The 12,829-nt window shown below is 69.4% G+C and carries 11 protein-coding genes and 2 tRNA genes; 11 read left to right on the top strand and 2 right to left on the bottom strand.

Going from position 1 to position 12,829, the window contains the following annotated elements; all coding sequences use genetic code 11:
• Nucleotides 1-80: 80 nt before the first annotated feature.
• The 8 genes from ACQ0O7_RS12350 (at nucleotide 81) to ACQ0O7_RS12315 (ending at nucleotide 9,748) form a co-directional block, all read left to right on the top strand.
• Nucleotides 81-1,292: a deoxyguanosinetriphosphate triphosphohydrolase gene (locus ACQ0O7_RS12350; RefSeq protein ID WP_430782153.1), complete on the top strand. Its 1,212-nt coding sequence runs from the start codon at nucleotides 81-83 to the stop codon at nucleotides 1,290-1,292.
• Between the two features lie 43 nt (nucleotides 1,293-1,335).
• Nucleotides 1,336-4,167, top strand: coding sequence for a DNA primase (dnaG, locus tag ACQ0O7_RS12345; RefSeq protein ID WP_430782152.1), 2,832 nt, complete (start codon nucleotides 1,336-1,338; stop codon nucleotides 4,165-4,167).
• Nucleotides 4,164-4,688: a hypothetical protein gene (locus ACQ0O7_RS12340; RefSeq protein WP_430782151.1), complete on the top strand. Its 525-nt coding sequence runs from the start codon at nucleotides 4,164-4,166 to the stop codon at nucleotides 4,686-4,688. The genes dnaG and ACQ0O7_RS12340 overlap by 4 nt, the downstream gene beginning before the upstream one ends.
• A gap of 38 nt (nucleotides 4,689-4,726) precedes the next feature.
• Nucleotides 4,727-5,650: an ABC transporter ATP-binding protein gene (locus tag ACQ0O7_RS12335; RefSeq protein WP_430782150.1), complete on the top strand. Its 924-nt coding sequence runs from the start codon at nucleotides 4,727-4,729 to the stop codon at nucleotides 5,648-5,650.
• A gap of 1 nt (nucleotide 5,651) precedes the next feature.
• A complete protein-coding gene (locus ACQ0O7_RS12330) occupies nucleotides 5,652-6,410 on the top strand; it encodes an ABC transporter permease (RefSeq protein ID WP_430782149.1) in 759 nt (252 codons plus the stop codon).
• A gap of 10 nt (nucleotides 6,411-6,420) precedes the next feature.
• On the top strand, nucleotides 6,421-7,194 hold the full coding sequence (locus tag ACQ0O7_RS12325; RefSeq protein ID WP_430782148.1) for an ABC transporter permease: 774 nt from the start codon (nucleotides 6,421-6,423) through the stop codon (nucleotides 7,192-7,194).
• A 118-nt stretch (nucleotides 7,195-7,312) separates the two neighbouring features.
• Nucleotides 7,313-8,440, top strand: coding sequence for a YihY/virulence factor BrkB family protein (locus ACQ0O7_RS12320; protein WP_430782147.1), 1,128 nt, complete (start codon nucleotides 7,313-7,315; stop codon nucleotides 8,438-8,440).
• A gap of 408 nt (nucleotides 8,441-8,848) precedes the next feature.
• Nucleotides 8,849-9,748: a sugar phosphate isomerase/epimerase family protein gene (locus ACQ0O7_RS12315; RefSeq protein ID WP_430782146.1), complete on the top strand. Its 900-nt coding sequence runs from the start codon at nucleotides 8,849-8,851 to the stop codon at nucleotides 9,746-9,748.
• A 104-nt stretch (nucleotides 9,749-9,852) separates the two neighbouring features.
• Here ACQ0O7_RS12315 and ACQ0O7_RS12310 read toward each other — a convergent pair whose 3' ends face one another.
• Nucleotides 9,853-10,155: a hypothetical protein gene (locus ACQ0O7_RS12310; protein WP_430782145.1), complete on the bottom strand. Its 303-nt coding sequence runs from the start codon at nucleotides 10,153-10,155 to the stop codon at nucleotides 9,853-9,855.
• 206 nt (nucleotides 10,156-10,361) lie between these two features.
• On the opposite strand from ACQ0O7_RS12310, the gene ACQ0O7_RS12305 reads away from it, so the two are divergent.
• From ACQ0O7_RS12305 to ACQ0O7_RS12295, 3 genes are all read left to right on the top strand, one after another.
• Nucleotides 10,362-10,434 (top strand) — tRNA-Asn (locus tag ACQ0O7_RS12305).
• A 130-nt stretch (nucleotides 10,435-10,564) separates the two neighbouring features.
• Nucleotides 10,565-11,830 carry an NAD(P)/FAD-dependent oxidoreductase gene (locus ACQ0O7_RS12300; protein WP_430782144.1) on the top strand — a complete coding sequence of 422 codons (1,266 nt, stop codon included), beginning with the start codon at nucleotides 10,565-10,567 and terminating at the stop codon, nucleotides 11,828-11,830.
• 228 nt (nucleotides 11,831-12,058) lie between these two features.
• Nucleotides 12,059-12,132, top strand: a tRNA-Ile gene (locus ACQ0O7_RS12295).
• Between the two features lie 256 nt (nucleotides 12,133-12,388).
• Here the strand turns inward: ACQ0O7_RS12295 and ACQ0O7_RS12290 are convergent.
• Complete coding sequence (locus ACQ0O7_RS12290; protein ID WP_430782143.1) at nucleotides 12,389-12,652, bottom strand: Uma2 family endonuclease; 264 nt, start codon at nucleotides 12,650-12,652, stop codon at nucleotides 12,389-12,391.
• Between the last annotated feature and the right edge of the window lie 177 nt (nucleotides 12,653-12,829).

The raw sequence follows: 12,829 nt of genomic DNA, 5'->3' as shown, positions 1-12,829 counted from the left end.
CACGTATCGAGTGGTGTCGTCGCACGGCCGGTGCGCCGTCCGTCCCCGTGTCACCCACTCGGGACCCTAGTGTGGAGATCATGACGGCCGACGCTCAGAGATGGACCGCGGAACCCGCCAAGGACAGCGGGTACGGCCGCACCCCGTACCAGCGCGACCGCGCCCGGGTGCTGCACTCCGCCGCGTTCCGCCGCCTCGCCGCCAAGACCCAGGTGCACACCGCCGGATCCGACGACTTCCTGCGCACCCGGCTCACCCACTCCCTGGAGGTGGCCCAGATCTCCCGGGAGATGGGCGCCCGCCTCGGCTGCGACCCGGACGTGGTGGACGTCGCCGGCCTCGCCCACGACCTGGGCCACCCGCCGTTCGGGCACAACGGAGAGTCGGCCCTGGACGCGGTGGCCGGACCCTGCGGCGGCTTCGAGGGCAACGCGCAGACCTTGCGGGTGCTCACCCGGCTGGAGGCCAAGGTGCCCGGCGCCGGCCTCAACCTGACCCGGGCCGCCCTGGACGCCTGCGCCAAATACCCGTGGTTCCGCAGGCCGGGGCAACGCAAGTTCGGGGTGTACGACGACGACCGCCCGGTCTTCACCTGGCTGCGCGACGGCCGCACCGACGAACGCCGGTGCCTGGAGGCCCAGGTGATGGACTGGGCCGACGACGTCGCCTACTCGGTGCACGACGTCGAGGACGGCGTGCACGGCGGTTACATCACCTTCCGTGACCTGCTGAACGACGCCGGTGAACGCGCCGAACTCTGTGCCGACGTGGCCGCCACCTACTCCGGCGAATCCCGCGACGACCTGTGCCACGCCCTCGACCAGCTGCTCGCCGACCCGGCCGTCACCGCGGTCGCCGGATACGACGGCGGCTACCACTCCCTGGTCGCCCTGAAACGCCTGACCAGTGTGCTGACCGGCCGGTTCGTGGCCTCCGCGGTCGGCGCCACCCAGAGCCACCACGGCACCGAACCGCTGCGCCGCTACCAGGCCGACCTGATCGTGCCACGGACCGTCCGGGATCAGTGCGCGCTGCTCAAGGGCATGGCCTTCCGGTACGTGATGCGCTCCCGGGCCGCCGAGAGCTGGTACGAGCAGCAGCGCACGATCCTGACCGAGCTGGTGGAGGTCCTCACCCGTACCCCGGAGAGGTTGGACCCGCTCTTCCGCCCACTGCACGCGGCGGCGGCGGACGACGCGGCGGCCCTGCGGGTGGTGATCGACCAGGTGGCGTCACTGACCGACCCGGCCGCGGTGACCTGGCACCGGGAGCTGATCGGGAAACGCCACTGACCCTGCTGGCGGGTCCCCGGCCGGACGAGGCAGGATGTATGCCGTGGCGGGCAGGGTCAAGGACGAGGACATCGCCGTGGTCCGCGACCGGACCTCGATCGTCGACGTGATCAGCGAGACGGTGACACTCCGGTCGGCCGGCGGCGGCAACATGAAGGGGCTGTGCCCCTTCCACGACGAGAAGACTCCGTCGTTCAACGTGTCACCAGCCAGAAATGTGTATTTCTGTCTGGCGGGCGAGACGCGGGTCATCACCGATCAGGGGATCCGGGAGATCCGGGATCTCGCCGGTGGACGGCACCGTGTCATCACGACACACGGCCGTTTCGTGGAGGCGCCGTTCCTCTCGTTCGGGGAACAACCACTCCTACACCTGAAACTGTCTCGGAACGGGCAGAAGAAGGTGATCCGGGCGACCGGCAACCACCGATGGTTCGTCCGGGGGCGCACGGAGGGGAAGCGCATCGAGCGCGTCACCACCGACCTGCGGCCCGGCGACCGGCTGGCGCATGTCTTCCCCCGTGCCCTGACGACCCGTGACGGTGGGCACACGCTCAGCCCGTCCCCGTTCGGTGTCGCGCGCGGCATCGTCTTCGGTGACGGCACAGTGTTCAACCGCGGCAGTGTCGCGCTGCTCTATGGGAACAAGGACCGGGACCTTCTCAAGTGGTTCCCGCTCAATGCCACCTATGTCAGTGACGACCGGATCACGGTCACCGACATGCCCGCGTACTTCAAGACCGACAAGCCGCCGCTCGGCGAGTCGCTCTCATACCTGTACGGCTGGCTGGCCGGGTACTTCGCGGCCGACGGCGATGTGGCCGCGGACGGCTGCATCTCGCTGAACTCGGCTCGCCGGGAGAACCTGGAGTACGTCCGGGACCTCTGCACCCGGATCGGCATCGGTACCTACGGGATCCGCGAGTACGTCCGCACCGGTTTTCCGGACGCGCAACGGCCGAACGGGGAGACCGGTTACACCACCCCGGTCTACCGCCTCACCCTCATGGGCTCGGACATTCCCGAGGAATTCTTCCTGATCACGGCACATCGTGATCGTTTCCTGGCGGCCCGCAAGAAGTACGAGCGCCGGGGCTGGGTCGTCGAGGCGATCGAGGACCACGGCGAGGTCGAGGAGGTCTTCTGCCCCGTCGTCGACGGCACGCACGCGTTCGTGCTCGAGGACAACATCCTCACCGGCAACTGCCACGGGTGTGGTCAGGGTGGGGACGCGATCAAGTTCCTGATGGACGCGGAGCATCTGACGTTCATCGAGTCGGTGGAGCGGCTGGCCGGCAAGGCCGGGATCCAGCTGCGGTACGACACCGACGACAGCAAGCCGTCCGGGCCTCGGCCGCAGGCGGGGCAGAAGCAGCGGCTGCTGGCCGCGCACGCCACCGCCGTCGAGTTCTACCGGGAGCAGCTGGGCACGCCGGGGGCGCGCAAGGCCCGGGAGTTCCTGGCCGAGCGCGGGTTCGGGCGGGACGCGGCGGAGCGGTACCAGTGCGGTTTCGCCCCGGACAGCTGGGACGCGCTGAGCAAGCATCTGCGGCTGAAGGGGTTCACCGCCGAGGAACTGGTCACCGCGGGGCTGTCCAAGCACGCCCGGTCCGGGTCGCTGATCGACCGGTTCCGGCGGCGGCTGCTCTGGCCGATCAAGGACGTGACCGGTGACGTGATCGGGTTCGGCGCGCGGAAGCTGTTCGACGACGACGACGGCCCGAAATACCTGAACACCCCGGAGACGCCGATCTACAAGAAGTCGCACGTGCTGTACGGCCTGGACCACGCCAAGCGGGAGATCGCCAAGCGGGGCCGGGCGGTGATCGTGGAGGGCTACACCGATGTGATGGCCTGTCACGAGGCCGGGGAGCCGACCGCGGTGGCGACCTGTGGCACGGCGTTCGGGGTGGATCACATCCAGGTGCTGCGGCGGCTGCTGATGGACAGCGACAGTTTCACCGGCGAGATCATCTACACCTTCGACGGGGACGCGGCCGGGCAGAAGGCGGCGTTGCGGGCGTTCGAGGAGGATCAGCGGTTCGTCGGGCGTACGTTCATCGCGGTCTCGCCCGGCGGCATGGATCCGTGTGATCTGCGGCTGGCCCGGGGTGACCTGGCGGTGCGTGACATGATCGCCGGCCGGGAGCCGCTCGTCGACTTCGCGCTGCGGCACACCATCGGCCGGTTCGACCTGGACTCGGTCGAGGGCCGGGTGGAGGCGATGCGCAAGGCGGCGCCACTGGTGGCCAAGATCAAGGACCGGGAGAAGCGCCCGGAGTACGCCCGCAAGCTCGCCGGTGACCTGGGCATGGACCTGGAGCCGGTGCAGCGGGCGGTGAACAACGCGTTGCGGGGTGAGGCCGCCCAGCAGCAGGCCCCACGATCGCGGGGGGCCGCCGACTCGCCGCAGCGGCTGGTCGAGCGGGAGGCGCTGAAGCTGGCGTTGCAGGAGCCGGTGCTGGCCGGGCCGATGTTCGACGCGGTCGGCGCGGAGAACTACGGCGACGTGGTGCTGCAGTCGGTCCGGGAGGCGATCGCCCAGGCCGGTGGGGTGCAGTCGGCGACCGGCGGGGTGGTCTGGATCGAGAAGGTCCGGGACTCCTGCGCCGACATGGGCGGGCAGATGCTGGTCAGCGAGCTGGCGGTGGAGCCGCTCTACGTGGACGGGTCGGTGGATCCGCGCTATGTGCAGGTGACTCTGGCCCGGTTGCAGGGTGGGGCGCTGGCCACCCGGATCCGTGATCTCAAGTCCAAGGTGCAACGGCTCAATCCGGTGGCGCACAAGGATCAGTACCTCGCGCTGGCCGGTGAGCTTTTCTCCCTCGAACAGCAGGCGCGTGCCCTGCGTAGTCAGGCGGCAGGTGAGATGTGAGGCTCTTCCGGCGGCGACCCAGACTCCCGGCCGCGTCCAGGCCCCCGCTGGGGCCGGAGGAACGGGTGGTGGCGTGGTCCGCGGTGGCCGAGACGGCTGATGTCGTCGTGGCCACCAATCACGGTCTCTGGCTGCCCGGTGCGCAGCGGCTGGGCTGGCACGAGATCCACAAGGCGGCGTGGTCCGGGCGGGAGCTGCGGATCACCCCGGCCGAGGTGGCCGAGGACCGGGATGGCTACACCGTGCTGGTGGACGGGCCGGTGGTGTCGTTCCTGCTGCTGGAGCCGGGGGAGTTGCCGGATCAGGTGCGGGCCCGGGTGACCCGGTCGGTGGCGTACACCACACATCACGAGCTGCCCGAGGGGGCGGTGCGGGTGGTCGGCCGCCGGGTCAGTGGGCGTGACGGGCTGACCTGGGCGGTTCGGTACGACTCGGGGACCCCGGTGAACCAGGAGTCGATCGTGGTGGCGACCGATGAGCTGGTGGGTGCCGCCCGGTCCTCGACCGAACCGGCCGACTGACCGGATTTCTGTCGTACCCGCTCCGTAGGGTCGGCGGCGTGGACTCTCTCATTCACGCCCGTGGGCTGATCAAGCGGTTCGGTGACTTCACCGCCGTCGACGGCATCGATGTCGACGTGCGCCCGGGTGAGGCCTTCGGGTTCCTCGGGCCGAACGGGGCGGGCAAGAGCTCCACCATGCGCATGATCGGTTGTGTCTCCCCACCGACCGACGGGGTGCTGCGCATCCTGGGGCTGGACCCCCGGCGGGACGGCCCGCGGATCCGGGCCCGGCTCGGTGTCTGCCCGCAGCTGGACAATCTCGATCCCGAGTTGACGGTCCTGGAGAACCTGACGACGTACGCCCGCTTCTTCGGGGTCTCCCGCCGGACGGCCCGGGAGCGTGCGCTGGAGCTGCTCGACTTCGTCCAGCTGGGGGAGCGGGCCGGCAGCCGGGTGGAGCCGTTGTCCGGTGGGATGAAACGGCGGTTGACCATCGCCCGCGCGATGATCAACGAGCCGGATCTGGTGCTGCTCGACGAGCCGACCACCGGTCTCGACCCGCAGGCCCGTCATCTGGTCTGGGAGCGGCTGTTCCGGCTCAAGCAGCAGGGTGTGACGCTGGTGCTGACCACGCACTACATGGATGAGGCGGAGCAGCTCTGCGACCGTCTGGTGGTGATGGACGGCGGCCGGATCGTGGCCGAGGGCTCACCCCGCGCCCTGATCGAGCGGTTTTCGACACGTGAGGTGGTCGAGCTGCGGTTCGACACCGAGGATCAGGGGGCGTATGCGGAGAAGCTCGCCGGGGTCGCCGAGCGCCTGGAGGTGCTGCCGGACCGGGTGCTGCTCTACGTGGGTGACGGGGACGGCGCGCTGGCCGAGGTGCACCGGCGGTCGCTGAGCCCGTCCGGCGCGCTGGTCCGCCGCAGCAGCCTGGAGGACGTGTTCCTGCGTCTCACCGGCCGGACGCTGGTGGACTGAGATGATCGCGATGCTGCCCGTCTTCGAGTACCACCTGGTCAACTACCGCCGCACCTGGCGGTCCAGCACGCTGTCCTCGCTGGTGCTGCCGCTGCTCACGATGCTCGGGTTCGGGGTCGGAGTCGGCGCCTACGTCACCGGCGGGGTGGAGGGCCACCCGTACCTGGAGTGGATGGTGCCCGGCCTGATCGCCTCCACCGCCCTGCAGACCGCGGTCGGCGAGTCGTCGTGGCCGGTGATGAGCTGTTTCGAGTGGGTGCGGGGATATTTCGCGCAAGTGGCCGCTCCGCTGCGGATCGCCGACGTGCTTGCCGGGCACCTGGCTTTCATGATGTTCCGGGTGCTGCTGAGCGTGGTCGCGTTCCTGCTGGTGGCGCTGGCGTTCGGCACGCTGCGCTCGGCCTGGTCGCTGACCGTGCCGTTGATCGCGGTGCTGGTCGGGCTGGCGGTGGCCGGTCCGGTCGCGGCCTACACGGCGAGCATCCCGAGCGACACCTATCTGCCGATCGTGCTGCGCTTCGTCGTGCTGCCGATGTCGCTGTTCTCCGGGGTGTTCTTCCCGGTGGAGTCGTTGCCGGAGGTGTTGCGCTGGGTGGCCTACGCGTTGCCGCTGTCGCACGCGGTGGACCTGACCCGGGCTGCGACGCTCGGCCTCGATCCCGGTGCCGGCGCCGCCGGTCAGGTGCTCTATCTGGCGCTCTGGGGTGTCGCCGGGTGGGCGCTGGCGCTCTGGCGGTACCGCCGCAGGCTGGCGGTGTGACGTGCTGACGATGTCCGTGGTCCAGCGCTCGGCGGCGGTCGCCGGGCGCAACGTGGCGGCGCTGCGCAGTGTCTATCTTCTGGTCGTGCTGGGCGGGCTGTTGGAGCCGGTGCTCTACCTGTTCTCCATCGGGGTCGGGGTGGGCGCGCTGGTCGGCGACGTTCCGCTGCCCGGCGGCCGGGTGGTGGGTTATGCCGAGTTCGTCGCCCCGGCGATGCTGGCCGCGTCGGCGATGAGCGGGGCGCTGTCCGAGACGACGTTCAACTTCTTCGGCAAGATGAAATTCTGGCGGTTGTACGAGGGGATCCTCGCCACCCCGGTCCGCCCGATCGAGATCGCCCTGGGTGAGCTGAGCTGGGCGATGCTCCGGGGTGCGGTCTACTCGGCGGCCTTCCTGGTGATCATGGTGGCGATGGATCTGACCACCGCCGCGCGGGCGCTGCTCGCGCTGCCGGCCAGCGTCCTGGTGGGCTTCGCCTTCGGTGCGCTGGGCATGACGATCTCCACGCTGATCCGGAGTTGGCAGGACTTCGACCTGATCGTGGCCGGGCAGTTCGCGCTGTTCCTGTTCTCCGGTACGTTCGTCCCGGCCACCGCCTATCCGCACGTGCTGCGCTGGCTGGTCGAGGTCACCCCGCTGTACCGGGCGGTTGATCTGATCCGGGGTGTCACCCTGGGCGAGCCGGGCCTGATCCAGGTGCTCGACGTGGTCTATCTGCTGGCCCTGACGGCGGCCGGGTTGTTCGTGGCGGGCCGGCGGATGGAGCGGCTGCTCTGCAAGTGACCTCTTTCCGGGGAGATTAGCCGGAGCCCGGGGCGGGAACCCTTCTCTCAGGTCGTCTGCGCAGGTCACGGGTGCGTAGATCGGCTGGGATCAGCATCCGCCCGGAGGGGACACCGCCATGAGACTTCGACACAAGGCTGACGACCAGCCGTCGCACGATTCGGCTTCCTCCGGCTCCGGGGCGGCCGATTCGGCGCGCCGTCAGGGGTCGGCCGACTACGACGTGGCCGCGGCGGCCACCTCCCGGACTCCGGAGGAGCGGGAGCGGGATCTGGGCGCGCCGGGGCCGGACGCCGGGCCGGACAAGCCCTCCCAGCTGCGGGGTAAGGGGATCTTCGCGGCGGTCAAGCGGACCTTCAAGCAGTTCGACGAGGACAACATCTCGGACTGGGCGGCGGCTCTGACGTACTACGGCGTGCTGTCGATCTTCCCGGCCGTGGTGGTGCTGATCTCGCTGCTCGGCCTGCTCGGCACCGACGGCAAGAACACCGTGACCGAGGCGGTCAACGACCTCACCCCGAACGCGCAGCTGCGCACCCTGGTCGACACGGTGCTGACCCAGGTGGGTGACTCCGGTGCGGCCGGGTTCGCGGCGATCATCGGTCTGGTGGTGGCGTTCTGGTCGGCGTCCGGTTATGTGGCGGCGTTCATGCGGGCCTCGAACGCCGTCTACGACGTGCCGGAGGGCCGGCCGATCTGGAAGACGCTGCCGATCCGGGTGGGTGTCACCGCGGCGATCGGCCTGATGCTGATCCTGTCGGCGACCATCGTGATCTTCACCGGTGAGCTGTCCCGGGTGGTCGGCGAGCGGCTCGGCTTCGGCGGGGTGGCGGTCACGGTGTGGAACATCGCCAAGTGGCCGGTGCTGGTGATCCTGGTGAGCCTGATGTTCGCGCTGCTCTACTGGGCCTCGCCGAACGCCAAGACCGGTGGGTTCCGCTGGATCACGCCGGGTGGGATCTTCGCGGTGCTGCTGTGGGTGGCCGCGTCGGCCGGGTTCGCGATCTACCTGGCCAACTTCGCGAACTATGACAAGACGTACGGCACGCTCGGTGGTGTCATCGCGTTCCTGGTCTGGCTCTGGATCTCCAACATGGCGATCCTGCTGGGCGCCGAGCTGGATGCCGAGCTGGAGCGGGGGCGGGCGATCGCGGCCGGCCACCCGGCCGACGACGAGCCGTTCCTGGAGCTGCGGGACACCCGGAAGTTGAAGAAGGGTAGCGAGCACGGTCTCAGTCAGCACTGACCAGCGTGCTTCGGCACGCGGCGTACGCACGAGCAGCCGACGATTGCATGTCCATTTATGCATAGTCTGAACATCGAGGCTGACCGAAGTTGCCTGTTCGTGACCGTCCAGAAAGGGCTACTCGCTGGTCACCAGGGGCACGTGCATCAACAAGGATCGATGGTCCGGGCCGCTTTCGATCATGTTGTCCCTGGTGGCCGCGTCGCACGCAAGGTGTGTCGCTGATCCGTCGTACGCCGCAGGCTCGTACCCGAGGACATGCGATCCGCGGATGGAGGCGTCGATGGCACCCCGAAGGCACGTGCTCGGCCGTTCCGGTGACAGCTTCGACATGGTCCATACTGGAGGCGTCAGCGCGTGCGAATGCACGTGCACCTGCACGGGAGACCTCGTCCGGGGAGGATATTGATGCGGCTTCGACATCCCTCCGGCCGGACCGTGCACCTCAGCTGCGGAATCAGCCTAGACCACGCCGAAGACGTGACCGCGGCCGTCGAACGACTCGACGCCGCCAACACCGTTCTGCGTGGTCACTTCGGCAGTGGACCGCTGAGTGTCGCGCTCCGGCTGCCGTACCGTCTCGCCGCCGCCCTCGCCGCCGGGATACGCGCCCGCACCCGGCTTCGTGCCGAACTCGACGCCCGCGGCCTCGAAGTCGTCACGTTGAGCGGCGCCCCCGGGGGCGGCGGCGAGCAGGTGCCCCCGGACTGGAGTGAGCCGGCCCGCCTGCGGCACACCCTCGACCTCGCCCGCGTCCTCGTCGACCTGCTCCCCGCCGAGGAGGTCCGCGGCGCGCTCACCACCGGCGGCCTCGGCCGCGCCGGCGACTGGGACGAGGACCGGCAGCGCGACGGCGCCCGCCACCTGTCCCGGCTCTCCGGCGGCCTCGCCGACCTGGCCTGGCGGGTCGGCCGCGCCGTCCGGGCCGGCTTCCAGCCCGGCCCCGGCCAGGTCCTGGACAGCCCCGAGCAGATCGTCGCCGCACTCAGCCGCGTCGACAAGGACCGCCTCGGCATCTGCCTGGACCTGGCCACGGTGCTCCGCGACTGGCCCACCCCGGAAGCCGGCATCGACCGCCTCACCGACGCCGGCCTGTCGGTGATAACCGCCCGGATAGCCGACCCGGCGGCCGGCTGGCAGCCCGTGCTGCGCCATCTGCTGGCCGCCGACACCGCCCGGACCGAGTACGTCGACGTCGACGTCGACGGCGGGGACGAGTCACGGTGCGAGGCGCTGGCGTACGTCCTGGACGAACTGACCGGCCTCGGGCTGGTGCCGGAGCAGGAACCCTGCCCGGCCGTCCCCTGATCCCTCCCCGTCCCTCCAGCCGCCCCCGGAAACGCTCCGGCGCCGCCCCGGAAACGCTCCGGCGCCGCCCCGGAGACCGGAGCGGCGCCGAAAACCGGGCGATGTCAGTACGTGGTGCCGGTGCTCTTGGCAGTGCCCGGGGTGGTCAGCTCGTCCGTGGTGTCGTCCGCGCCGCTGCCGGTCGAGTTGATCTTCTCGCCGAGCTTCGACGACTGCAGCTTGTCCTTGCCCTCGGTGTAGAGCTTGTTGGCCTGCGCCTGAGCCACTCCGGCGGCCTCCTGCACCGTCGGGTGCTGCCAGGCCTTCTGAGCGGTGGCCCGGATCTCCTCGTACTTCTCCCGGCCGGCGCGGCTGCCCAGGACGAAGCCCGCCGCGAGACCGGTGAAGAACATAAGCTTTCCGCGCATGTTGGCGGCTCCTTCCGTCAGTTCGACGCACGTGCGTCTGCTCGGGGCATACCCATCCTGCCGGTTGGATACTCACTCCATCGGCGTTTTCGGCCCCGGTGTGAGACCCCCGGTGGGTTCGGGGGTATCCCGTTGGTGAGGTGTCCCGGTGGTCATGTAGGCTGTTCCACGTCGCCAGGGAGACCGGGTGGCAAGCGGTGAGACTATCCCCGATAGCTCAATTGGCAGAGCAGCCGGCTGTTAACCGGCAGGTTATTGGTTCGAGTCCAATTCGGGGAGCAGACCGTCAAACCCCAGGCCTCAGGCCTGGGGTTTTCTGTTTTCCTCCACGGGGCAGCTCTTTCAGCACCGAGGGTGCGAGCGTCTGGTTACGCTGTGAATCGCCCTGATTGCATTCTGTGAGGTGGACATGTCGCAGCCGGTAGAAGTGGACGTCGTCATCGTCGGCGGCGGGCTCGCCGGACTGTCAGCCGCGCGCCGGCTCGATCGCGCCGGAGTCGAATGGCTCCTCGTCGAAGCCTCCGACCGGCTCGGCGGGCGCGTCGCCACCGACGTCATCGACGGATGGCATCTGGACCGGGGCTTCCAGGTCCTCAACACCGCCTACCCGCGGCTGTCGGCACTCGTCGACGTGGACGCGCTCGACATGCGCTGGTTCACCTCCGGTGTCCTCGTCCGGCGCGGCGGCGAACTGCACCGGCTGGAGAACCCGCTCCGGGAACCCCTCACCACCCCGAAAACCCTGATGTCCGGGATCGGCACCCTCAGCGACCGGCTCAAATTCGCCGCCCTCGCCACCCGCTGCGCCACCATGCCGGTCACCCGGCTGCTGGAAGCCCCGGAAACCACCACCCAGGACATGCTGCGCGCCGCCGGGCTCTCCCACCGGATCATCGAAGAGGCGCTCCGGCCGTTCTTCTCCGGAGTCTTCGCCGACCGCTCCCTGGAGACGTCCAGTCACGTCGCCGCCATGGTGCTGCGCTCGTTCGCCCGCGGGCGCATCGGCGTGCCCGCCGCCGGCATGGCCGCGCTGCCCGCCGCGATCGCCGGACCCCTGCCGTTCCCACAGCTGCTCATCGGTGCCCGTACGTTATCGGTCGGACCCGGAATGGTCGTCACCGAAGGTGGCGAAGTGCGCTGCCGCGCCGTGATCGTCGCCACCGACCCGCTCGGAGCCGCCGCCCTGCTGCCCGGCCGGATGCCACGGCCGGACGTGCACAGCCTCACCACGTTCTACTTCGGCGCCGACCGGGCCCCCATCGACGAGCCGATCCTGCTGCTCGACGGCGACCGGCGCGAGATCATCGCCAACACCGTGGTGATGAGCAACGCGGCCCCCGAATACGCCCCCGCCGGCAAGAGCCTCATCGCCGCCAGCGTCGTCGGGACATCCGCCCCGTCCAGCGCCTCCGAAACCGTCATGCGGGTCGAACTGTCCCGGATCTACGGCCGGCCCACCGACGACTGGGAACTCCTCGAAGTGATCAACATCCCGCAGGCGCTGCCGGCCGCCCGCCCACCCCAGGCGCGGCTCCGCCAGCCCGTCAACCTCGGCGACGGCCTCTTCGTGGCGGGTGACCATCGCGACAGTCCGTCGATCCAGGGAGCGATGGCCGGAGGGTGGCGTACGGCTGGAGCGGTCCTCGCGTCACTGGGCGCACGAGTCGGCATTTAACGACCGTTTTAGGGGTTTTCGATGAGCGATGTCAACCCGGAGAACTACGCTGAGTTCACCACCCAGGACGGTCCCGGTGACGAGGAAACCCTCCGGGTAGAGGATCTCCAACCACCCGGCATGGTCGGAGATCCCCGGCCGCGGATCGTCCTTCTGCCCGAAATCCCTGGTGCAGCGATAGATCGCTAGGCTTGGGAGCCGAGCACGGGATAGTATCGCCGCCGGTACGGGCCGGTAGCTCAGTGGGTTAGAGCAGGGGACTCATAATCCCTCGGTCGCGGGTTCGAGTCCCGCCCGGCCCACCGTTACCAACCTGGGGGCGACCCCCAGACCCCACGTCACGGTGGTGGCGGCAGGCGGCCCGGTCGCGGTCTCCCCTTGGCCGGGGCCTTTCGCTTGTGTACGTCTTCGTGATGCCCGCACCGTGAAGTAAAGCCGGATCACGTGCTCCCGCGGTTCTGTGGCACTTCGAGGTGGGCGGCTGGCTGGTGGTGGCGTTCGAGCACCTGGCCGGCTGGCATGTCGACCTGTCGCCGGGCAGCACCGATCTCGATCTGCTCAGCGACTACCGGCGTAGAGCTGCATCTTGAGCACGCGGTCCATGGTGGCGTTTCTCGGCGGCACGATCTCGCCGATCAGGAGCACCCGGGAAGCGTCTGCCGTGACCGCCTCTTCGTCTGGGTCCACCACGGCCAGATCGGGAATGACGACGCGGCCGGTATCCAGCCGGACGTTGATCGCCTCGTATACGAAGAACCCGGCGGGCTCGGCTCCTTCGTCCAGCGCGTTCGCTAGCCGGCGGGAGAGACGCTGGTGGCTCATGTTCGGCGCGGGCTCACCATCAGAGCGGAGCGGCACGATGGCGGGGCTAGGCCGTGTATCGAAGTCGGCGGTGGCGGGTTGAGGGAGATCACGCGCGTCGTTGATCGATAGACGGCGAGGTCTCCGGTAGTTGGTTTAGCGACCAAGCAAAACCGGAGACCACCGGAGACCTCGTGG

It is taken from the genome of Actinoplanes sp. G11-F43, from assembly GCF_050589265.1.
Classification (GTDB): Bacteria; Actinomycetota; Actinomycetes; order Mycobacteriales; family Micromonosporaceae; genus Actinoplanes.
This window is presented reverse-complemented; position numbering and strand designations above follow the sequence as displayed.

Bases quoted from the DNA above. Each gene is read 5' to 3' on its own strand.
- ACQ0O7_RS12315 (WP_430782146.1), top strand. From the start codon at position 8,849: ATGCGGCTTCGACATCCCTCCGGCCGGACCGTGCACCTCAGCTGCGGA.
- ACQ0O7_RS12300 (WP_430782144.1), top strand. From the start codon at position 10,565: ATGTCGCAGCCGGTAGAAGTGGACGTCGTCATCGTCGGCGGCGGGCTC.
- ACQ0O7_RS12320 (WP_430782147.1), top strand. From the start codon at position 7,313: ATGAGACTTCGACACAAGGCTGACGACCAGCCGTCGCACGATTCGGCT.
- ACQ0O7_RS12325 (WP_430782148.1), top strand. From the start codon at position 6,421: ATGTCCGTGGTCCAGCGCTCGGCGGCGGTCGCCGGGCGCAACGTGGCG.
- ACQ0O7_RS12330 (WP_430782149.1), top strand. From the start codon at position 5,652: ATGATCGCGATGCTGCCCGTCTTCGAGTACCACCTGGTCAACTACCGC.
- ACQ0O7_RS12350 (WP_430782153.1), top strand. From the start codon at position 81: ATGACGGCCGACGCTCAGAGATGGACCGCGGAACCCGCCAAGGACAGC.
- ACQ0O7_RS12290 (WP_430782143.1), bottom strand. From the start codon at position 12,652: ATGAGCCACCAGCGTCTCTCCCGCCGGCTAGCGAACGCGCTGGACGAA.
- ACQ0O7_RS12310 (WP_430782145.1), bottom strand. From the start codon at position 10,155: ATGCGCGGAAAGCTTATGTTCTTCACCGGTCTCGCGGCGGGCTTCGTC.